Genomic DNA, 22,347 nt, shown 5'->3' on the forward strand with positions numbered 1-22,347 from the left:
GAATCCGGTGAAAAAGACCAAAACCAGGTGAGATGCTGGAATGCAATGGAGAGATCTGGAACCAATGGAGGGATTGAACACCATGGACCCGGAAACCGATATCACGCAGCTCCTTCTCAGAAAACGGGATGAGATCATCTCGATGGCAGAGCAAAGAGGAGCCAGAAATATCCGAATCTTTGGATCCATTGCACGGAACGAAGCCCGTCCTGACAGTGATATCGATCTCCTGATCGACCTGGACCCGGATCGGAGTCTTCTGGATGTCGGGGGTCTTGCCATGGATCTTTCACGGCTGCTCGATCGACCGGTCGACATCGTGACCGAAGCAGGACTCCGGGACCGGATACGTGCACGGGTGTTGCGGGAAGCACGGGCCTTATGAGAGATGATCCCGAGCGTCTCCTGGATTGTCTGGAAGCCATTGAGCGAATTGAAAAGGTTGCAGGAGACCTCCCCGGAGTTCAGGGATCGAAACCCTGGCATCCTAGGGTCGGATATCATCGGTTTGAGAGACATCCTCACCACCATTTCGGGATCGACCGTGATGCAGTCTGGAACGTGATCGAACACAACCTGCCGGCATTAAAAAAACAGGTTCAGGAATAACAGCCGGAAAAATCACGGCGAGGAGAGCCGGTATCCCCTGGGAGGGAATGACCCCACAGCCTGCCAGCGTCAGAAACGGATCTCTGGTCGGATCGATAATCTCCTCGTCATCCCCCGCCGTGACCCTTGCCATCGCCGTGATGATGCTTCCCCCCACCACCACCGCCGCCGTCGCCCTTCCTCCCGGTCGGCCGGTCGCCGACATAGGCGTGGACGCCGTTGATCACCACCTCCCGGTCCGGCCCGGACGGCCCTTCGAGCGTGACCATCTGTCCGGTCTTCACCTTCGTCTCCTTCAGCAGGTTATCCCGCTTCCCGTGCATCTGGATATCCTCGAGCCGGACGTGGAACCCGAACGACTTCTTCAGCACCATCTGCACCACCCCGGTGTGGGCGATCTGGCGCATACAGTTCGCCGGCAGGAACCGGGCCCGGAAACCGATCGCCGGCTCGGTCCTGATCAGGTCCGCCCGCCCCTCGAACGCGACCTCCCGGTACGCCTTCAGATCGAAGACCTTCGGACTCCGCCGGGCTGCCAGCGGCCCGACCGTGTGACAGCGGAGGATCCCCGAGACCGGGTCCCCGTCGAGCACCCGGAGGACATGCTGAATCGGGCATCCCGGGTCGACCGGCCGGCCGATCACGATCGCCCCCGGCCCGATCCCCAGACGTTCGACCAGCTCCGGCCGAAACGGCTGGATGTACCGCTGCGCCGAGGGCTCACCCGGGAGCGGTCTGAGGATGAAATCGTACTCCGACCCGAGCAGGTCGGTCCCGTCGTAGACCTCCAGCAGCGCCGACTCATCCAGGTCCAGCCGGCGGGCCTGGTGCGGGCAGTCGGCGAGGACCCGCGTCCCGTTCCGCATCCCCTCGACAAACTCGCGGCAGCTGCGGACCCCGCAGGCCCCGCAGTCCTTCCCCGGCGGCTCCCACACCACCGTTCAGTCCCCCCGGTAGAGTTCGTCGGTGGTGTCCAGGGTCCGAATGACCCCGAAGTGGTTCCGCCAGCCGATCTCCTTCTTCCCGGCACAGATCGTGCAGACCCCGAGCGGCGGAGCCCCCCGGAGGACGATCCCTGCCGGGTCGTCGATCGGAGGACAGCCCTCGACCGCCCGGAAGAGGTACCGGAGGCCGGTCCCCTCGATCGCATTCGTCTCGATGATATCGATCCCCGGCGTCACCCGCCGAATCGCCTCCCGGAAGACCTCCTTCTCGGCCTGCGAGACCAGGTCCGTCTTGGTCACGACCGCGATATCGGCGAAGGCGATCATCGGCGCCATCTTCAGCGGCGAGTTCGTCCCCGAGATCGCCGGCAGCACCACGATCCCGAGCGACTGAGTGGTGTACGGCGTGCACCTGAGACAGAGCCCGGCCGACTCGACGATCAGCAGGTCGGCCTTCTCCTCCACGGCCCAGGTCAGCGCATCGGCGAGCACCAGGATCCCGGTGTGGTCCGGACAGAGATCCCCCGAGTAGACCTTCTTCGTCGGGATCGAGAACTCGGCCGCGAGCTCCTCGGCCTCGAAGGCCTGGACCACATCGATCTTCAGATAGACCGTCCGGTACCGTCCGGCGAACTGCCTGAGGAGCTGCCGGACAACGGCCGTCTTCCCGGCGCTCGGCGGGCCGGCCACGATGAGGAGACGCATCCTCATACCCCCCCGGTCAGGAGCTCGCCGGCCCGGATCCGTTCCCGGATCGCATGCAGCCGGCCGTCCATCGCGGCCACCTCGGCGAGCGTCTCGGCCTCGACATCCCCCGGCTCGAGCACCGAGACGACGGCCCCGTTCCGCATCACGATCCGCCGATCCGAGAGGAGGGCGACGAACGGGTCGTGGGTGACGAAGAGGACGGCCCTGCCGTACTCCCGCAGCCGGGCCATCACCCGGTCCTTGAAGATCCCGGCGTTCTCCACCTCGTCGAGGAGGATGATCGGGGTGTTGCTGACCAGCAGGGCGTCGGCGATCATCAGCGACCGGGTCTGCCCCCCGGAGAGCCGGGTCATCCGCATCTCTCCCGAGAGCGCCTCGCCGGTGAACTCGTTCGCGAGCGCGATCGTCTCGTCGACCGTCTCCGCCGAATCGAGCCCGCGGGCCGCACAGTGCATCTCGAGGAACTGCCGGACCTGCAGATCGGCCAGGCACTTGCTCGTCTGGGCAATCAGGGCGATTGGCTTGTTCGCCGGATCCCGGCAGATCTGCTCGGGCGGCGCCTCTCCGTTCACCAGCACCGTCCGGCCGGTCACCGTGTCCTGCTCGGCGAAGACCTCGATGTCGTTGATCAGCGCCGACTTGCCCGACCCCGTCGGGCCGACGATCGATATCGTATCGCCGGCGCGGATGGTCAGTTCGTCGAATGGCTCTCGATGGCCGTCCTTCGCCGTTCCCGGAAGGATGGTGATTGTCTGAATCGTGAAGTGTTCCACAGAACTGCTTCGAACCGGACAGGAATAAACATAACGTTAAGTTGATTTAGTGAATTTGATAAGAACATTTGTTATCCATTGAGATACTACTTCAATCATACAACTCGCAGGCAGGAGATGACAGATGCAGAGAAGAGATGAGAACGGACACGGTTGGTATCGCCAGAAGACACAGCCCCCAAAGAGAAGGGGAGGAGGGCTCGCCCTTCTTCTCTTCCTGGGCATCCTCCTCTTCATCCCCCCGGGTGGAGCGGCCCCCATCGCCGACTATAATAATGTCATGATACACGTGGCCAATCCCGAAGGCCCGGCCTACAATGTCTTCGGAAACGGGTCCTACCTGAGCCGGTTCGAGGGGGTCGACCGCGGGCTCAACGCCCTGCACATCTCCACCGACCCTGCCGTGAACTTCGGCCAGGTGACGACGACCGCCAACCAGTCAGGAACCTTCTACGCCACCGACTCGGGCGGCAAGGGCTACGAGGACGATATCCTCCTCCTCGTCGCCGTGAACGGCACGATCCCCGACGACTTCAAACTCCATGTCACGGCCGACGGCTACACCTGGACCCCGAACCCCATCAGCAATACGGCCCCGACCTCCTCCACCTACAACGCCACCACTCTCGACGAGACCTTCACGAAAGCCGACCTCATCTACGGCCCGCAGAACTGGAAACCGACCGGCAACGGCTACTCCTATCCGATCTATTACGGACAGGACACGAACGACACGACCAACACCTTCCAGGTGATGCTCATCGATCTGAACGCCGGCGTGCTCAGACCGAACGCAGCGCTCGAGAACCAGGGAGCCGTCAGGATCCACTACTCGTTCGAGAACCTCTCCTCGTTCGCGGCCTTCAACGTCTACGGCTACTGCAAGACCTCGAACAACGGCTTCGACATGATCGCCTGGACGAACTCGCTGATGCCAGACCGGACCCCAAGCGGCTACTCGGTCACGGCCTCGTCGCCGGTTTTGAAGATCCTTCCCCTCCCGGATCAGCAGCATGCCCCCCTGGACCATGACGGCGACGGACGATACGAAGACCTGAACGGAAACGGACAGGCCGACTTCTCAGACGTGGTCCTCTTCTTCAACCAGATGGACTGGATCGCGGAGAATGAACCCGTCGACGCCTTCGACTTCAACAAGAACGGAAAGATCGACTTCGGCGACGTGGTCTCCCTCTTCATCAGGATCTGACCATTCCCCCCTTTTTTCCAATCGACCCGCACCCCGGAGATCGAAGGTTTTCGTTCCCGGACATATAAACAAAGTTAGGTTAACTAAAAAGAATACTTAATAACATTTATATCAACCCACTCCAACACTAGTTTAGGTAGATTTCGTTTGGTGAAATCTCCACTTTCTCTGCCAGTGATCGATGTGTGGCCCATACTGGATATGTACAGACCCCACTGGACCCGTCCACTCCCTGGCAGGGAATCATTCGGATAAAAAATAACTGCAATCGGTGATACTGTGACCACGCCTGTTCTCTGGATAGACCCTTCATGCGTCACTGATTGTACACCCCCCACTGGTGATGGAAACCATGCCTGACACAAAACATACGATACAGACCTACCTCATGGTAATACTGCTCCTGACCATGGCGCTGCTGGTAGCCCCTGCAGGTGCAGAACTTGTACAGTCGAACGGAACAACCTCTATCGGTGTCGATCAGACCCAGGAACTGAAAGATACTGCAGCCTTCTCCGCCAACAAACATGTATTCTTCAATGTGGCGAACGACGCCGGCGTGAAGTACAACTATGACGGCGCACTCTACAGCGGCCCGAGCAACACCTACTACATGAAGTTCGATGGAGGCGGATTGAATGCCCTTCATATCACCAGCGACCCCGCGAGCCCGTACGGGAATGTGATCGCGTCGAACGCCCAATCCGGTACCTTCTTTCTCTCCGACACCGGGGGGAGAGGATTTGATGACGATGGCATCCTGATGATCGCCGTAAAAGGGGATGTCCCGAACGACTTCAGGGTCCATATCCGGGCGAGCGGCTACACCTGGACACCGGCCACTTCCGGAGTTTACAATCCAACCATCCCGAGCTCAGTCACCTACCAGCCGGTCTCCCTTGACGAAACGTTCACCAGGGACGACCTCATCTACGGCCCGCAGAACTGGAAACCATGTTCGGTGGCGAACTATCCGATCTATAACGGACAGGATATGACGAACACCCAGGACACCTACCAGATGATGTTCGTCGATCTGAAGTCAGGGATCATCGGCAAGAATTCCACCGCCGGCGCCCCGGCACTTACGGACAATGGTGCGATCCGGGTCGATTACTCCTTCGAAAACCTGAACACCTTCGCTGCCTTCGATGCCTTTGCATGGTGCAGTGCCTCCAACCAGGGGCAGGGGATCACCTGGACGAATGAGGTCGCCGCAGCCGGCTCGTCCTCGGGGTCCGCGAACGGCTACACCGTCACCGGTGTCCCACGGGCACCGGTCGCCGCCTTCACCGCAAATACCGTAAGCGGCCCGGCACCCCTTTCGATCGGGTTCACCGATCAGTCGACCAACACCCCGACGGCCTGGTCGTGGAACTTCGGCGACGGGACCACCTCGACCGAGCAGAATCCATCCCACACCTACACGACAGACGGTACCTACTCGGTCGCCCTGACCGCGAGCAACGCCGGCGGCAGTAACACGGTCACCAGGACCAGTTATATCACCGTCCGCTCCACGACCCCCACGACAGGGCCGACAACGGTGCCGACAACCGGCAACACCACCGTGCCGACGACGGTGACGACGATCCCCACCACCGGAACGACAACGGTCGCGACACCAACCCCAACCATCACAACACCGCCGCTGGCGGCCAACTTCACGGCGAACGTGACGGCCGGCCAGTCCCCACTCGCCGTGCAGTTCACCGACTCGACGACCGGTGCGGTCCAGAGTTATTTCTGGCAGTTCGGCGACGGCGGGGCCTCGTATGACAGGAACCCGGTGCACACTTACACGACAGCCGGCACCTACACCGTCTCCCTCATCGTCAGCGGCCCCACCGGAACCCAGGTGAAGACGAACGAGCAGTACATCACCGTCACGGCGGTAGTGCCGACCATGACGACGGTGGCCCCGCTCACCAATTATCACCACAACTATCTCCAGGTCTCAAACACTGAAGGTGCCCGCTTCGATCTCCACAACAACGGTACCTATTACCAGAAGAGCGACGGGGGCGGGACCAATGCGATCTGGATGACCGGAACCCCGTCGGTTCCGCAGGGTCAGACGATCAACACCACCAACCAGTCGGGCGTCTTCTACCTGACCGATACCGGGGGAAGAGGGTTCGACGACGATGGCATCCTCATGCTTGCGGTCAACGGGACGATCCCTGACGACTTCAAGGTCCATATCCGAGCGAGCGGGTATGCCTGGACACCGATTCCAAACTACCTTTCACCAACCGCGAACGATATAACCTATGTCGACGGCTCGATCGATGAGATCTTCACCAAGGACGACTTCATCTACGGCCCGCAGATCTGGAAGCCGGCCGGGCAGGCGAACTACCCGATCTATAACGGACAGAATCTGTCCGACACGCAGAACACCTTCCGGCTGATGTTCATCGATCTGCGTGCAGGCATCCTCGGCAAGAGCTCCAAAGCCGGAATCTCCACGCTGCAGAACAACGGTGCGATCAAGGTCGAGTACTCGTTCGATCATCTGAACACCTTAGCCGCCTTCAACGCCTACGCCTGGTGCGAGAACTCCACCCTGGGCGAAGGGATATCATGGACGAACGGGGTCAACGCCATAGGCCAGTCCTCGGTTGCAAGCGGCTACACCGTGTCGGGGATGTCGACTTCGACGGCCCCGATCACTATCCCATCGGCGACCCGCCCCCCCACCGACCCCAACAGGGATGGACTGTATGAAGACCTGAACGGAGACGGCGTGGCCGACTTCAACGACGTGGTCCTCTTCTTCAACCAGATGGACTGGATCGCGGTGAACGAGCCGGTCACCGCCTTCGACTTCAATAAAAACGGCTCCGTCGACTTCGATGACGTCGTTCTGCTCTTCAATATGCTCTGAAGAGAGTCCCCTTTTTTTCAGATCTGGTAAAATCTTCAACAATCACGACTGATTGAGTCACTGGTGTGGGTATGGAGAATCCTGTTGACCGTGATCCCCCTGAAAGGGTTCCGATAGTAGAGTGCCTTTCAGGTCCACTCCGAATCTAAAAAAAAGTTCACTGTTTTCTCTCATGATATTTTCTCTCATGATAGCATGCTGAAGAGGGATGGGAATGCCCGCATCGTCATCAAATTCCTTCCCCGGGTCGTGGGGGTACACACCGTCTGTGACCGGACGAATCGTAGCGGACAGCCATCCCCTTCACAGTAAAAACGGGATCAGCATCTTCGTCTCGTTCATATATGCCCGGTATTCATCCCCGAACTTCGCGACCAGCGCCTTCTCCTCGACATGGATCCGGTATCCGTACACACCACAGGAAGCCAGCAGCAGGACCAGAACCGCACCCCACGACAGGAGGGCAACGCCTATTCCGATCATAATCATAATTCCCCCCGTATAGGACGGGTGGCGGACATACCGGTACGGTCCTTTCCGGATGATAGTCTGTCCTTCCTGGACACTGACGAGCGCGGAGAAGAACCCCCCGAGGAGGGCAATGGACCACTGCCGGAGGAAGACCCCGAAGACCATCAACGCGATTCCGGGATAGAACAGCCAGCCGGGCAAGAGAGCAACGCCTGCCAGGGAAAGACCGAAGGCCAGATAGATTGCTACGAGGAGACCGAAAATCACAACCAGCCCAGACCGCCGATCCTTCGTCTCGAGTCTTGTCCCTTCGCGGTAGCGGCGGAGCCGTGGAAAGATCATGGCCCCGATGATCTCACTGGCCATCCAGCCGAAGAATGCGATCGTAAAAAGGAGTGCCTCAGTGCCGGAAGCGGAGATGGGAAGCTGGGAGATTATCACCATTGAACGATCACCGACATACTGCGAGAATATGAGAGTCGACCAGATATAGGATTGCTGCCTGAACAATCCACCTCTCGTGATCGTCTGTGAGGAGATAACCGGAACAGAGTAATCTTGTTCATACCGGAAAAGATCGTTCGGGAAAGAGACCCGATCGATCGAATGTCAAAAAAAGAGAGTGGTTCAGTCTTTCTCCTGCAGATCATCCAGCAGACCGTCCTTCAGATTCCTCCTCTGCCTGAGGTACAGAAGCCCGATCACGAGCAGGAGGAGAAGCAGGATCATGATGATCAACCCTGCAAAGACGAGCAGAGCGAACAGGAGTGCTGCCCCAATCAGCAGAAGCAGACTCAGGTCCGACGATGAGAGCCGATCGATGGTCGACTGGATCATCGAGAGGAAATTCTGTGACGAACTCTGATCGCGGGAAGAGGCGGCACCCGACGAACCGGAGATAGAGACCGGCGAGTACTCGTTCTGGTTTCCGGTATCGATCAGAGGGAGCGTCGGTGTCGTCATCACCGGGGTGCTGGTATTCACCAGCGTCGGGGTGGGCGTGGTATCGGCTGACTGTGTCTGGGTCGGCGTGGCGGTCGTGGGAGCCGGCGTCGCCGTCGTCCCGACCGTCCCACCGACTCCAGTGTAATCGTCGCTCGAAGAACCGGAGGAGGAGTCGCCGGTCGAGACTGGCCCTCCGGCGGAATTACTGCTGGTACTACCCGTCGACGGTGAAGAAGACTGGGTAGCGATCGTCTGGGTACTCCCTGAGGAAACAGTCGCCTGCACGGTGGTGGCGCTGGATGCGACCGTCTGTGTACTCTGCGAGGTCACGGTTGCCTGCACAGGCGGAACAGTTGCTCCGACCATCCATGCACCTGATGTGGAAGACGCGACCTGAGAACCACTGGTCGCAGCCTGGGTCGGAACGGCGGTCTGGACATGTGAGGGGAAGAGCGTGCTCAGGACAGGAACTGAAACCGACGGTTCGGGACTCTGAGTTGTGGTGACCGAGGGAGCGACGGTCAGCGATGGTTGGGCGGTGGTCTGGGAGACGGTGACCGCGGCGGTCGTGCCGGTGGTCACCGGAGCACTGGTCGTGATGACGGTGCCGGCTGTCTGCGTGGACGTCACCGTTGCAGTCCCGGCCACCGTCACCGTCGCAGATGTCGTCGGCGTGGTCTTGATGGTCGTCGTGGAGGTCGGAACGGTGGTGAGGGTCGCCGACGTGGTCGGCTCGGTCGTCAGGGTGGTGACCGGGACCATCGTCGTCGATGTCGGCTCGGTCGTATTGACGATGACGGTCGGCGTGGCATTCACCGTCGTCTCGACAGAGGTTGGGGTCTCTGTCGGTGAGACTGATACCGTCGTATTCGGGGTCGTAGTCGTGGTGGTCGGTTCTGTTGTGGTCGGTACCGTTGTCAGGGTGGGCTCGATCCCTTTCACTGTGACACCGCTGCTCCCCGCTTCAGAGAGCCGGTTGGTCCAGGAGATCCCCTCTCCCTGGTTGGAGTTCAGGCACCAGGCATAGGTGTTGAACGCAGCGAACGAGTTCAGATTCGAAAACGAGTATTCGACCCTGATCGCTCCGTTGTCCGTAAGGGGAGGAGCGCTGGTGTTCACACTTCCCTGGCCGAGGATGCCTGCATGCAGATCGATGAACATCAGGTGGAACTGCTGCGTGGAGTCACTCATATCCTGGCCGTCATAGATCGGGTAGTTCTCCGGCCCGGCTGGCCTCCAGTTCTGAGGACCGTAGGCGAAATCGGATTTGGTGAAGGTGCTGTCGACGGACCCATCCTGGTAGGTGATCTCCTCCGGCTTCTGGTTAATCACCGTGGACGGCGTCCAGGTGTAGCCGCTCGCCCGGATATGGACGCTGAAATCGTCGGGGACATCCCCCTTCACCGCGAGCATGAGGATCCCGTCGTCGTCAAACCCTCTCCCTCCGGTATCGGTCAGAAAGAAGGAACCCGACTGGGAGTCAGACGCGATCGAGTTCCCACCATAATTCGAGGAGTCGCTGGAGATATGAAGCGCATTCAGACCGCCTCCATCGAACTTGAGATATCGCTCTCCGCCATTCGCCATGGCGAGATTGATATGATAGTGATCGGGGAGTACGCTCTCTGCTCCGACTGGAACAGTAATGGTGAGTGCGAGCAGTATCAGGGCGAAACTGATCAGCACTGACAGCGATGCACGGTAGTTCAGGTTACGTAAATGTTTTGTCATAATATCATCTCATAGTATCAGAAATTTGCTGGAATGATCATCTATCCGGGTATGAACCGGGGATAGACGACGGTCACGCCAACCAGCCAGGGCGGCAGATCCGGGCATGGTTCAATTCTCATGCTGTTCCTCCCTCCTCTGCCGGAGATACAGGATCCCGACCAGAAGCAGCAGCAGGAGCAGGACCATGATGATCAACCCTGCAAAGACGAGCAGGAAGAAGAACAGGACCGCTCCGATCAGCAGAAGCAGACTCAAGTCCGACGATGATAGCCGATCGATGGTCGACTGGATCGTCGAGAGGAAACTCTGAGATGAACTCCGATCGCGGGACGAGGCGGCACCCGACGAACCGGAGATAGAGACCGGCGAGTACTCGTTCTGGTTCCCGGTATCGATAAGGGGGAGCGTCGGCGTCGTCATCACCGGGGTGCTGGAATTCGCCTGAGTCGGGGTGGGCGTTGTATCGGCTGACTGCGTCTGGGTCGGCGTGGCGGTCGTGGGGGCCGGCGTCGCCGTCGTCCCAACCGTCCCTCCGACTCCGGTGTAGTCGTCGCTCGATGAACCGGAGGAGGAGTCTCCGGTCGAAACCGGCCCTTCTGCGGAATTGCTACCGGCCGGCTGTGAAGAGGATTGGGTAGCGATCGTCTGGGTACTCCCTGAGGAAACAGTCGCCTGCACAGTGGTGGCGCCGGACGCGACCGTCTGTGCATTCTGCGGGGTCGCGGTTGCCTGTACAGTGACATCTGATACGACCGTCCCTGTACCGACTGTTGGAGACTGCGTCTGAGGAGCACTGGTCACTGCAGCCTGGGTCGGAACGGCGGTCTGGGCATGTGAAGGGAAGAGTGTGCTCAGAACAGGAACTGAAACCGACGGTTCGGGACTCTGGGTCTCCGTGGCCGATGGAACGGTGGTCAGCGATGCCGGGACTGTCGTCTGGGAGACGATGACTCCGGGGGTCGTGCCGGTTGGCAGGGAGGTCGGAGTCACCAGAACGCCAGCAGTAGTGGCGGTGCTGACCGGCTGCGTGGACGTCACTGTCGTACCGGTCGCTGCAGTCGGCGTGGTCGGAGCGGAGGTGGGAGATACCGTGGTGGAGGGGACCGCCGTCGTTGTCGGTGTGGTTTCATTGATGGTGACGGTTGATGTAACATTCACGGTCGTCTCGACAGACGTTGGGGTCTCTGTCGGCGTGACCGATACCGTCTCGTTCGGGGTTGCAACCGTCGTTGTCGGTTCTGTTGTCGTCGGTTCTGTCGTGGGGGTGGGTTCAGTCCCCTTCACCGTGAAACCGCTGCTGCCCGCTGCAGAGAGACGATTGGTCCATGTGACCCCTTCCCCCTGGTTGGAGTTCAGACACCAGGCATAGGCGTCGAACGCGGCGAAGGTATTCAAATTCTCGAACGAGTACTCGACCCTGATCGCACCATTATCCTGAAGAGTCGAAGGATCGATGCCTGATTTCTGGCCCAGAATCCCTGCATTCAGATCGATAAAAACCAGATGGAACTGCTGCGAAGCATCCCCCATATCCTGGCCATCATAGATCGGATAGTTCGACGCAGGGCTCGGCTTCCAGTTCTGAGGTCCGTAGGCAAAATCTCCCTTTGAGAAGGTACTGTCGACAGATCCATCCTCATGAGCATAGATACTGGGTTTTTGATTAACCACAGAGGACGGCGTCCAGGTGTAGCCGCTCGCCCGGATATGGACCTTGAAGTCGTCAGGGACGTCACCCTTTACGGCGAGCATCAGGATCCCGTCGTCATCAAACCCTCTCCCCCCGGTATCGGTCATAAAGAAGGAGCCCGACTGGGAGTCAGACGCGATCGAATTTCCAAAATAATTCGAGGAGTCGCCGGAGATGTGAAGCGCATTCATCCCGGGATCGTCAAGCTTGAAGTATCGCTCTCCACCATTCACCGTGGCGATATTGATATGATAGTGATCGGAAAGTACACTCTCTGCTCCAACAGGAACAGTAATGGTGATTGCGAGCAGGATCAGGACGATACTGGTCAGTACTGACAGCGATGCACGATAGTTCGGATCAGTCATCTGGTTTGTCATTGAATTGTCCCATAGTCTCGGAAATTTTTCGAAATACTCGTCTATCCGGGAACGAGCCGGGGATAGACGACGGTCAACCCCACCAGCCCGGCCAGCAGGGCGCCCATGATCAGGTCCCGCTGCCCGGGATGGGGGGGGTGGTAACAGGTCGTTCTCGTTCCCGATCCAAATCCCCTGGCCTGCAGGGCATCGGCCACCAGCCGGGCCCGGTTCAGCACCGCGATGATCATCGGGATCACCAGAGCCATCAGCATCTCTGCTTTCCGGACCCAGGACCCCTGCTCGAAGTCGAGCCCCCGCGAGCGCTGGGCATCCATGATATGCCCGAGATCGGCGCTCAGAGCCGTGGTGGAGCGGAGCGCATACCCGAGAGAGAAGGTGAAGGTGTCCGGGACACCCAGGGCCTTCAGAGCGTGGATGACCGACGTGCAGGAGGTCGTCATGATGAAGAGGACGCCGAACCCGGCGATCGTGAGCAGCCGGACACCCATCGCCGCGGCGAAGAGGAACCCCCCGGTACTCAGGGTAGGATGGAGCATGCCCAGGTCCACTGAGTAAAAGACCGTGCCCGTCGACTCCTTCGGAAAGAGCATGTCGATGAAGACGATGAAGAGGAGCAGGGGGGAGAACGTCCAGAAGGCCCGACCCAGGGGCTGGAGCAGACCGGAGATCCCGGCCAGCATCAGGACGAAGAGCAGGGCTGCCAGCAGGGGGAGGAGGGAGTCCTGGATCAGCGAGACTCCACTGATCACGACCAGCGCCCCCATCTTGGTCCGGGGGTCCAGGCGGTGAAGAAACGAGGTCCCGGGGGTGAACCTCGCCCAGGCCGCATTCCCCTCCAGCCGCCGACCTGAGGAACGGCGATTATGCACCAATCCCATCGGTCACCTCCTGGATGCGGCCGCCGGTGAGGGTGACGACCCGGTCCGCACAGAGCCGGACGAATGCCTGGTCATGGGTGACCACGAGGACCGTCCTGCCGGCATCCCCCAGCAGGCGGAGGACCCGTGCCAGTTTCAGCTTCAGCGTCCAGTCGAGACCGAGGGTCGGCTCGTCCATCACCAGGATCGGGGACTCCATCATCAGCAGCCCGGCGATCGCGACCCGCTGCTTCTCCCCGACAGAGAGGGCCAGCGGCGGGGCCGTGAGCCTCAGGGAACCGAGATTCAGATCTGCAAGCACCTGCTTGATTCTCCGGTTGATCTCAGGGGCAGGAACCCTGAAATTCTTCGGCCCAAAGGCCAGTTCATCGGCGATCGTCTCAGCAAAGAGCTGGTAATCGGCATGCTGGAAGAGCACACCCACCGTCTGTGAGATCTGGGCGACCGTTGAACCGGCGATCGATCTCCCATCCACCAGCACCTCCCCAAAATCCGGCTTTATCAGACCGTTGAGCAGGCGGAGCAGCGTCGACTTCCCGGAACCGTTGGCCCCGACGAGGACCGTGATCTCAGAGGGCCGGATCCGGAGGTCGACGGCGTTCAGGACAGGAGCGACCGAACCGGGGTACTGATAGGTCACCCCGGAGAGGCGAAGACCCGGGGAACGATCCCCCCCGAAGTCACTCCCTGACTCCCTTCGCATGTTCCGGCCCACAGGTCTGCACTCGTCTTCTGGAGGGAGGAGAATGTCGTCCCTCTCCAGAATCCCGGCCATCACCGCATCCGGGGAACCGTCATAGATGAGACGCCCCCTATTCAGGACGAGGTACCGCCCCTTCAGCGAGCCAAGCCGGTCCAGCCGGTGCTCGGTGATGAAGAGGGTCATCCCCCGCTTTTGAACGAGGGAACCGAGACACGCACTGAGAGCCTCGGCTCCCAGGCGATCGAGGCCGGAGAAGGGTTCGTCGAGGATGAGCAGATCGGGCCCGGTCACCACCACCGAGGCTACCGCGACCCGCTGCCGTTCTCCCCAGGAGAGCTGGTCCAGCGAGCGGCCCAGCAGGTGGGTGATACCGAGCAGGTCCGCGATGGACGCGATCGCCTGCTCCATCGCTTTCTCCTCCACCCCCCTCTGCTCCAGCCCGAAGGCCAGTTCGGTGTCGACCTCGCTGGAGAAGAACTGGGTGTCGGGATCCTGAAAGACCATGCCCACGGTGGAGGCCAGTTCATGGACCGGGCAGGTGCTGGTATCCTTTCCTGCCACCATGACCTGCCCCGTCATCGTACCGCGGGTGCTCTGCGGGATCAGACCGTTCAGGCATCGGAGAAGGGTCGACTTCCCCGAACCGCTCGGTCCGGTGAGGATGACGATTTCACCCTGTTCGACCGAGAAGGAGATATGATCGAGGGCAGGCACACTCTCACCCCCGGAAGTACGGGAATACTGAAAGGAGAGATCTGCGATCTCAAGGATGTCAGGTCCGCTCATCTGCCTCGATCACCCCAGCCTTGAGAAGGCGCCTGAGGACCAGCGATGCAAGGATGCCGCCGATTCCTCCGAAGATCAGGTGGGTCACCGAAGCGACACCGATCCCGATCAGAATGAGATTGGTCTGGACTCCAAAGAAGAACTGGACCCCGTAGTTCACCACCATCTTGGCCATATTTCCGAATACTCCACCGATGAACCCGACCAGGGGGTTGGTGAACTGGTACCCGAAGATGAGGGCGGTGAGATCGATCGCTCCACCGAGGGCCAGGTACTTGAAGAGGTCGAAGAGATGAAGCGGATCGTTCCCGAAGAATGAGGCCAGAACCCCGGATATCAGACCGATATAGAGCCCTGCCCCCGGCTTTCTGACCACCCGTACCCCGATGATGACCGGGATGACCCAGTAGATACCGGAACTACCCGGAAGATGAAGGGGAATCTCGAAGAGCCGGTTCAGAACAAAGACCATCGCCCCGATGAGGGAGAGGAGGGCCGTCTCATAGAGGGAGAAGTAGCCCCTCAGTTCCACCATTCAGAGCGCCTCCGAAGGGGCCGAGGTGATCGAAAGTTTGAACGAGTCAGGCTGAGGCCGGTCGACGGCGATCATCAGAAGCACGTGATCCACCTCGCTCCCTCCCGTCGTGGTGATAAAAAAACTCCCATTCTGTGCTGTCGTGTTCGTCATCTGCCCCTTCTTCGCAGCCGTATCGGTGGTGATATGAAGGGCATCGAGCCCGCCCCAGGGATGATCGAAGGAGATGTTCACCGGCCCTGAGGTCGCTGCATCCCGGCCGGCAACGATCACAGAGAAGGGGCCGGTCTGAGCGAGGGGGGTGACCCCGGCTACTGGCTCGCCTGGCTCAGCTTCCCCCTGGACCATATACCCGTTGGCACCATACCCGGTCTGCCGGTTCGTCCAGAACTTGCGTGGCGTGCCGCCCCACCCGTAGATAGCAAAGACCATCCTTCCCGAAAGGTTCTGGACCCTGTACGAGACCCTCACGGGATTGCTCTGATCCTGATACATGTTCTGTCCCTCGGGGGTGCCGTTCAGATCGATGAAACTGAGATACCAGCCTTCCTCTGTCTGGTTCTTCTCGTCCGGGTCGATGTTGAGTGGAGGCACATATGGACGCCAGGACTGCGGGCCGTACATGAGATCCGCCATTGATAGGGAGACACTCTGGTTGATGTTCGTTTCAGCGGTATCCTGATCGGTCTGGTCCACACCTCCTGCAGTCATCTGAAGAGCCACCATGAGGATGGTGAACGCTCCCATCAGAACCAGTGCGGCCAGAATCCGCCGTGCATACTTCAGTTCAGTCCCTCTTGATCGGGAAGAGTTCGCCGTCGCGCTCCTCTACAAACAGGATCGCCCTTCCATTGACCGGACAGGCTTTGGGAGATTTCCCTTCCGGATTCTGCACGGTTCCGCTGGTGACTCTCGGCCCTGCGATATTCCAGACCTCATCGATGCCGCCCGCGAGCAGCTCCTCCACCGTGCTGGGACCGGTGAAATCCCGGATCTTGCCCAGTTGCAGAAACCGCCCGTCATTCCGCGTCGAAGCGAGCGCGAGCCCTGCCATCGCCCCGATCACCCCGTCCTCAGTCCCGCCAAGCCCCAGGAGTGGGATATTCAGATTTCGGGCAAGGGTCCGCGCCCTGATCTGGTCCAGGATCGTATGCTGCGCATCGCGTCCATAGGCCACCAGGGAAGGGGCTATCTGTTCGGTGAGGGCGACCGCGACTCCAGGATCGCTCCCATCGATGAAATCGTCGAGCATCATATCCTGCGCCAGGGAGAAAACATATGCTGCAATCCGCGGATTCTCTTCGCAGATATGGATGACTCCACAGGAATTATGAGAGGTGTAGGGAATATCCTCATGAACATAGAGTTGATGGCGAGTCACCCCGTAGACCAGGAATTCTTCTGCTATGGCATCGGCAATCGTTCTGGCCAGTCGACCTGTTCCACGGGACTCCAGATTGTCTGTATCATCAAGTGCGAGATAAATCGTCTTCTCCTCCTCGGATATATTACTATTAAATAGACATAATTTAAATTTTTTGATTTTTTATTAAAGTTAACTTAATTGTATAAACTACTTCCCAGACTTCGGGCCGGCATCCCTGATGATCCCCCTGACCGCTGCCAGGATCCCGGCAAACTCCTCCGCATCGGGGCTCCATTTCGCAAACTCCACCAGGCTGCACCGCTGGAGAATCATCTGAACCTTCAGAAGATCGGCACCCTGCCCGACAGGGAGAGCGAGCACCTCCTGATCGGTGGACGAGGTTCCATCGCCGTAATGATACGAGAGGAAGAGACGGAGCGCCTCTCCTGCCGAGCCATAACCTCGCTGAGGAGCACCCTGTGCATAGTAAGCAGCAGCCATCACCAGAAGATCCTCAGCTGCCTTCCGGTAGTCGAAGGGCGACTGGACCTCCAGAGCCAGAGCCGAATCCCTCCTCCTCCGCCACCGTCGGTACAGGATGACCCCGCCGGCGAAACAGAGCACCGCGAGCAGGGTGAGGACTACCGGATGCAGCAGCGCGAGGAGCATCGGAATCAGATTGGAGGGGACGGCCGGAGGCCGGTGAAGGGTGAGCCCCGAAATCGTGGTATTGTTGATCACCGTCGCTGCCGCGGTGGCCTTGTTCTCCTTGCGGTCCGCCCAGGTCAGGGCCACCACCGCCGTTCTGTTGGTGGTGGTGTTGATATCGGTCTGCACCCCCGAGTAGCCGTCGCCGTGGAGATTGTCGGCGAATGCCCGGTAGGTGGCATTCTTCTCCAGCAGCGGCGGAAGGGAGAGCAAGGCTGAGGACTTCTGGTCGGCGAAGAGGAGGGTGGCATTGTCCATCCCCCCGTTCAGGGTCGCCTCCTCCCCGGACTTCTTTGCGAAGTGGTAGAGGAATTGCCCGGTGGTGTTCGAGACCGGCGTCACCTGCCGATCATCGACCGTGAACCCCTGCACCTGGAGGGAGGCGAGGATATCGCGGATCGTGGAATCGTTCTCGATCACCTGTTCGAGGGCCGTCTGCCGCAGGGCGGTCAGGTTCTCCTCCTGTCTGAACTGGTTCTGCAGTGCCCCGGCATCGCTCGGGATCTGTCCGCTCTGCAGGGCCTGATCGATACTCTCCCCCTGCCCCTGCTGATCCGCCGGCACCGTTGTCCGGGGTGCCGGCAGATCCGTGCTGACCAGGGGATCCTTCACATTCTTCTGCCCGGGATCGTTCGCCGTCACATGGACGACGAGCGGAGAGAGGGCGACCTCGCGGTCGACCCCTGCTTCGGTATAGGCAAACCTGAGCGAGACCGTCAGCGTCATCGGCTGATCATAGGGCCCCAGGTGCAGGTTCAGACTGTGCGCACCGTCAGGGATCTTGAATGAGGCGGACTGGACCGCAGATTCCGGACCTGCGCCTTCATCACCGACCGACGTTCGTTCGAGCGTCCCCTTGACCTCATGGCCATAGGTATTGGTCAGGACCAGGGGGATGGTGGCCTGGGCCCCCTGCTGGATATAATACTCCTTCTGATCCGAGGTGATGGTGATCTCCTGGGCCGCTGCAGAACTGAACAGGACGAGAGAGAGCAGCAGCACGAGGCAGAGTGCTCGACGCATCATGGAATGATCCGCCTCTTGCCGTAGCGAAGGTAGAGCTCAGCGAGGAGGACCAGGAGTACCCCGGCAAACAGAATCGGCTGAATGCTGGTCTCCTCCTTCTCCCGGACGATCTCCTTGTTCAGCCCGGCATAGATCTGGTGCAGGGTCTGCTCGTCCACCGAGGTGTAATAGGTCCCGCCGGTCTTCTCTGCGATCGACTGCAGGGCCGCTTCATCGAGGGTCGCGTACTGGGGCGTGCCCGTCGGGTCGGTTCCGAGCAGGACCGGACTCTTCGAGCCCAGCCCGACCGTAAAGACCTGGACCTTGTTCTGAGCGGCGAAGGCCGTGGCATCCTCAGGGGAGATCACGCCGGCGTTGCCCACCCCGTCGGAGAGGAGGACGACCACCTTCTTCTGGTTCGGGATCGAGTCGGCCATGTCGACGGCCAGGGCCAGCCCGTCACCGAGCGCCGTCTGTCCGTTCTTCTGCTCGATCGCCGCCGTCTTCTCCATCACCCGGTCCTTGTCCGGGGAGAGATACGCCGCCGTCGTCGCTCCGGACTCGAAGATCACGACACCGGCATAGTCCTTCGGGTCGAGGGATTTGATCAGCACCGAGGCCGATTCCTTCGCCGCCTCAAGGCGGGTCGGCTGGTAATCGTTCGCTGCCATACTCCCGGAGTCGTCAATGGCGAGGACGACGCTGACCCCGTCCCGGGTCTGGTCCAGGGGAAGGTGCGGATTCGCCAGCCCGACGATCACGAGCGCGATCGCCACCAGCGAGAGGATGAACAGGTACTGGGGACGCCGGGACGGCTTCTTCTCGCCGAGGGCAGACTTCAGAAAGGCGACATGCGAGAAGGCCATCGCGGTGTTCTTCCTGCTTCTGACCGCACGACGGTACAGATAGCAGAGAATCGGTATTCCGATCAGACCCACGAGCCAGAGGGGATTGGTAAAGCCGGGCATGACTATCTCCCCCCGGCGGTACCGGCCCGCCGGCCGCAGAAGAGGCGTTTGAGCGGGATGTCGTAGGGTTCATCGGTCCCGAGGTCGACCTGGCCGACCCGGCACCGCCGGCACATCTCAGTGAAGGTACCGGTCGCGGCCTCGGTCGCCAGCCGGTATCGCTCCCGGATCGCCGGGTCCGAGGTGTCGACGAGCAGCTGTTCGCCGCTCTCCTCGTCCTCGAACATCATCAGCCCGCAGTCGGGGAGGTCGTGCTCCCGGGGATCGGTGACCCGGATCGCCGAGACCTCGTGGTGCAGGCGGAGGAGCGAGAGGGCACGGGCCGGGTCCTCAGTGAAGAAGTCCGAGATGACGATCACCGAGGACTGGCGCTTGAGAAGGGGAGTGAACTCCCGGAGGACCTTGCCGAGATCGGTCCTCCCCGGATGCGGGGTGAAGGCGATCAGGGTGTTCAGCAGGGCGATCAGGTGCCTTCGTCCCCGCCGGGCCGGAATATACTGTTCGATCCGATCGGTGAAGATGCAGAGACCGATCAGTTCGTGCTGTTTCTGGGCCGCGAACATCAGCGAGGCCGTCACTTCAAGGATGCGCTGGGCTTTGCTGACGTCGCTGCCGAACGAGCCGGAGGCCGACCCGTCGATCAGGAAATAGTACCGCTGATCCCGCTCTTCTGAGAAATCCTTGATATACGGCTTGTTCAGCCGGGCGGTCACCTTCCAGTCGATCGTCCGGACGTCGTCGCCGGGGACGTACTCCCGGATCTCGGAGAACTCGATCCCCTGTCCTTTGAAGAGGGACCGGTGTTCGCCGGCTGCGAGACCCTCCACCAGGATACCGGTCTTCAGTTCGATGGTATGCAGGCTGCGGAGCAGTGTCTTGAGGTCTGTCATCATACGCTCCAGCCGGGATCACGGGACACGGATGGTGTCGAGGATCGTATCGATCATCCGATCGGTCGAGATCTCCTCTGCTTCGGCCGTATAGGTCCTGATGATCCGGTGACGAAGGACGCTGTGGGCCACGACCTTGATGTCGTGGGGGATCACGTACCCCCGTCCGTTCAGCAGGGCATGAGCCTTCGCAGTCAGGACGAGGTTGATGGAGGCACGCGGCGAGGCCCCGCAGGCGATGTATTCTCCGATCGACAAGCCATAGGTCTTAGGGTTGCGGGTGGCGTCGACCAGTTCGGCGACGTACCGCTTGATATCAGGGCTCGCATAGATCGTACGCGTGAAGGCCTGCATCGCGCGGAGTTGCTGCTCGTTCAAGAGAGGCGACGGGCGAACCGGGACCGTCTCCGAGAACCGGTCTAGGATCCGGATCTCCTCCTCCAGGCTCGGATAGGTCATGAGCACCTTCAGCATGAACCGGTCGAGCTGGGCTTCGGGAAGCGAGTAGGTCCCTTCGGATTCGATCGGGTTCTGGGTGGCCAGCACGAAGAACGGCTCTTCGAGCGGGAAGGTGTCTCCCTGGATGGTCACCTGCCGCTCCTGCATCGCTTCGAGCAGGGCCGACTGGACCTTCGGCGGGGCACGGTTGATCTCATCGGCGAGGACGAACTGGTGGAAGATCGGCCCCTTGGTGGTGCTGAAGACCGCCTCGTTCTGGTTGTAGATCTTGGTGCCGATGATATCGGCGGGGAGGAGGTCCGGGGTGAACTGGAGGCGGACGAACCCGCAGTCCAGGCATTCGGAGAGGGTCTTGATCAGCAGGGTCTTGGCGATGCCGGGCACCCCTTCGAGCAGGACGTGGCCGCCAGCGAGGAGGGCGATCATCAACTGATCGATCACCGCCTCCTGGCCGACTATTATGGTGCTGATCTCCTGCCGGAGCTCTGTGAGCGGTTGTTGGTATGTCAGTGCGGTGGTGTTCTTTACGGCAATATCCGGGGCTATCATCAGTGGTACTCCAATTACATCATCATGTGGTTCAAAAAGGGTTGTAAAGAGAGAATGGGATCGATCTCTCTGTCGCGATCATGGGGACCCACTCAGTCCAAGCGAATGGAAGAGCGTTGAGATCCAGCCGGTGATCGTCTCCATCAGACCGGAAGGATGCTGTGCTGCCGGCGATGACGTCGGTGCTGCGCCCGAATTGTTACCATTGCGAGGATGAGCCGGCGTGGATCGGCTGGCAGGATCCAGAGTGGTCGTGTTCGAGGGGGTGAAGTCGGAGAGGGACTCTGAACCGTAGACCACATACCCGCTACTCCCGGTTTCAGAGACCTGGTTGGTCCACGAGATCCCCTGGCCCTGGTTGGACATATTGTTGTAGGCATAGGTGTTGAAGGCGGTCTTGGTCTTCAGGTTGTCAAAGGAGTACTCCACCTTTGCAGCCCCGCTATCCTTGATGCCACTGAGATTGCTGTTGGAACCCAGGGCACCGACCTTCGTATCGACGAAGAGAAGCGAATAGGTGTTGGCCGGGTCCTTCATATCCTCACCTTCGATCAGGGGATAATTCGCAAGCCCGGCCGGTTTCCAGGCCTGGGGCGCATAGGTGAAATCAGATGCTGTGAAGGTTTCGTTCAGGGCCCCGTCCACATAGGTGAGGTCGTTCTTATCCGGCGGCTGGTTCAGGACAGGAACCGGGTCCCACTGGTACCCGCTCGAGTTGATATGGACCTTGAAATCATCGGGAACCTTTCCCTGAACCGCGAGCATCAGGATGAGATCGTCATCAAAACCCCGTCCCCCGGTATCCGAGAGGAAAAAACTCCCCGAGGTACTGGTGGAATTGGTCACCTGCCCAAACGGCTCAGCAGGATTAGTCGTGATATGCAGGGCATTCAACCCGCCACCATCAAACTTGATGTAATAGGTGTTGTTATGGAAGAGATCAAATCTGGCGCCATCACTGTTGGCGACCTGGATATTGATATGGTTCTTCGCGGGAATCTGTTCCTTAACGGTATCTGCGGCCAGCACCGGCAGGACACAGACCAGGAGCAGCGCCAAAAGCATCACGCAGCTGAGTACGGCATATCTCCTCCGGGTTGTATGATTGTGCATCGTTCTTTCATCCATGTCTGGTACGTCTCC

19 protein-coding genes are annotated in these 22,347 nt (G+C 60.0%); 3 read left to right on the forward strand and 16 right to left on the reverse strand.

Going from position 1 to position 22,347, the window contains the following annotated elements; all coding sequences use genetic code 11:
- Positions 1 to 40 precede the first annotated feature (40 nt).
- Positions 41 to 385, forward strand: coding sequence for a nucleotidyltransferase family protein (locus MPAL_RS08915; protein ID WP_012618415.1), 345 nt, complete (start codon positions 41 to 43; stop codon positions 383 to 385).
- Positions 386 to 716: 331 nt separating this feature from the next.
- Here the strand turns inward: MPAL_RS08915 and MPAL_RS08925 are convergent, their stop codons facing one another.
- Genes MPAL_RS08925 through MPAL_RS08935 form a run of 3 tightly spaced genes read right to left on the reverse strand, consistent with a single transcriptional unit; the run spans position 717 to position 3,034 of the window.
- Entirely contained in the window at positions 717 to 1,547 is an 831-nt protein-coding gene (locus MPAL_RS08925) for a (Fe-S)-binding protein (protein WP_012618417.1), read from the reverse strand.
- A 3-nt stretch (positions 1,548 to 1,550) separates the two neighbouring features.
- On the reverse strand, positions 1,551 to 2,258 hold the full coding sequence (locus MPAL_RS08930) for a GTP-binding protein (RefSeq protein ID WP_012618418.1): 708 nt from the start codon (positions 2,256 to 2,258) through the stop codon (positions 1,551 to 1,553).
- Positions 2,259 to 2,260: 2 nt separating this feature from the next.
- Complete coding sequence (locus MPAL_RS08935) at positions 2,261 to 3,034, reverse strand: ATP-binding cassette domain-containing protein (RefSeq protein WP_012618419.1); 774 nt, start codon at positions 3,032 to 3,034, stop codon at positions 2,261 to 2,263.
- A gap of 124 nt (positions 3,035 to 3,158) precedes the next feature.
- On the opposite strand from MPAL_RS08935, the gene MPAL_RS16960 reads away from it, so the two are divergent.
- Positions 3,159 to 4,244 (forward strand): hypothetical protein, encoded by a 1,086-nt coding sequence (locus MPAL_RS16960; protein WP_012618420.1) that lies wholly within the window; start codon positions 3,159 to 3,161, stop codon positions 4,242 to 4,244.
- A 343-nt stretch (positions 4,245 to 4,587) separates the two neighbouring features.
- Positions 4,588 to 7,134: a PKD domain-containing protein gene (locus MPAL_RS14600; protein ID WP_012618421.1), complete on the forward strand. Its 2,547-nt coding sequence runs from the start codon at positions 4,588 to 4,590 to the stop codon at positions 7,132 to 7,134.
- A 303-nt stretch (positions 7,135 to 7,437) separates the two neighbouring features.
- Here the strand turns inward: MPAL_RS14600 and MPAL_RS08955 are convergent, their stop codons facing one another.
- The 13 genes from MPAL_RS08955 to MPAL_RS09015 form a co-directional block, all read right to left on the reverse strand.
- Positions 7,438 to 8,049, reverse strand: coding sequence for a methyltransferase family protein (locus MPAL_RS08955; protein ID WP_012618422.1), 612 nt, complete (start codon positions 8,047 to 8,049; stop codon positions 7,438 to 7,440).
- Between the two features lie 183 nt (positions 8,050 to 8,232).
- Complete coding sequence (locus MPAL_RS08960; RefSeq protein WP_012618423.1) at positions 8,233 to 10,281, reverse strand: hypothetical protein; 2,049 nt, start codon at positions 10,279 to 10,281, stop codon at positions 8,233 to 8,235.
- A gap of 111 nt (positions 10,282 to 10,392) precedes the next feature.
- Positions 10,393 to 12,354: a hypothetical protein gene (locus MPAL_RS08965; RefSeq protein ID WP_012618424.1), complete on the reverse strand. Its 1,962-nt coding sequence runs from the start codon at positions 12,352 to 12,354 to the stop codon at positions 10,393 to 10,395.
- A gap of 41 nt (positions 12,355 to 12,395) precedes the next feature.
- Positions 12,396 to 13,235 carry an energy-coupling factor transporter transmembrane component T family protein gene (locus MPAL_RS08970; RefSeq protein ID WP_012618425.1) on the reverse strand — a complete coding sequence of 280 codons (840 nt, stop codon included), beginning with the start codon at positions 13,233 to 13,235 and terminating at the stop codon, positions 12,396 to 12,398.
- On the reverse strand, positions 13,219 to 14,724 hold the full coding sequence (locus tag MPAL_RS08975; protein ID WP_012618426.1) for an ABC transporter ATP-binding protein: 1,506 nt from the start codon (positions 14,722 to 14,724) through the stop codon (positions 13,219 to 13,221). The genes MPAL_RS08970 and MPAL_RS08975 overlap by 17 nt, the downstream gene beginning before the upstream one ends.
- The gene (locus MPAL_RS08980) at positions 14,711 to 15,259 is read right to left on the reverse strand and encodes an ECF transporter S component (RefSeq protein WP_012618427.1); all 549 of its coding nucleotides are present in this window, start codon (positions 15,257 to 15,259) and stop codon (positions 14,711 to 14,713) included. Before MPAL_RS08980 ends, MPAL_RS08975 begins: the two co-directional genes overlap by 14 nt.
- A complete protein-coding gene (locus MPAL_RS08985; protein WP_012618428.1) occupies positions 15,260 to 16,006 on the reverse strand; it encodes a hypothetical protein in 747 nt (248 codons plus the stop codon). It lies immediately after the preceding gene.
- Between the two features lie 40 nt (positions 16,007 to 16,046).
- Positions 16,047 to 16,640: a hypothetical protein gene (locus MPAL_RS08990; RefSeq protein ID WP_012618429.1), complete on the reverse strand. Its 594-nt coding sequence runs from the start codon at positions 16,638 to 16,640 to the stop codon at positions 16,047 to 16,049.
- A gap of 192 nt (positions 16,641 to 16,832) precedes the next feature.
- A complete protein-coding gene (locus MPAL_RS08995) occupies positions 16,833 to 18,359 on the reverse strand; it encodes a hypothetical protein (RefSeq protein ID WP_012618430.1) in 1,527 nt (508 codons plus the stop codon).
- Positions 18,356 to 19,306: a vWA domain-containing protein gene (locus tag MPAL_RS09000; RefSeq protein ID WP_012618431.1), complete on the reverse strand. Its 951-nt coding sequence runs from the start codon at positions 19,304 to 19,306 to the stop codon at positions 18,356 to 18,358. Before MPAL_RS09000 ends, MPAL_RS08995 begins: the two co-directional genes overlap by 4 nt.
- Positions 19,307 to 19,308: 2 nt before the next feature.
- Positions 19,309 to 20,199 (reverse strand): DUF58 domain-containing protein, encoded by an 891-nt coding sequence (locus MPAL_RS09005; RefSeq protein ID WP_236610361.1) that lies wholly within the window; start codon positions 20,197 to 20,199, stop codon positions 19,309 to 19,311.
- A 15-nt stretch (positions 20,200 to 20,214) separates the two neighbouring features.
- Entirely contained in the window at positions 20,215 to 21,204 is a 990-nt protein-coding gene (locus MPAL_RS09010) for an AAA family ATPase (protein WP_012618433.1), read from the reverse strand.
- 78 nt (positions 21,205 to 21,282) lie between these two features.
- A complete protein-coding gene (locus MPAL_RS09015) occupies positions 21,283 to 22,332 on the reverse strand; it encodes a nitroreductase (RefSeq protein WP_148208203.1) in 1,050 nt (349 codons plus the stop codon).
- Positions 22,333 to 22,347: the final 15 nt, after the last annotated feature.

Origin of the sequence: Methanosphaerula palustris E1-9c, from assembly GCF_000021965.1 — an archaeon.
In the GTDB taxonomy this organism is placed as follows: Archaea; Halobacteriota; Methanomicrobia; order Methanomicrobiales; family Methanospirillaceae; genus Methanosphaerula; species Methanosphaerula palustris.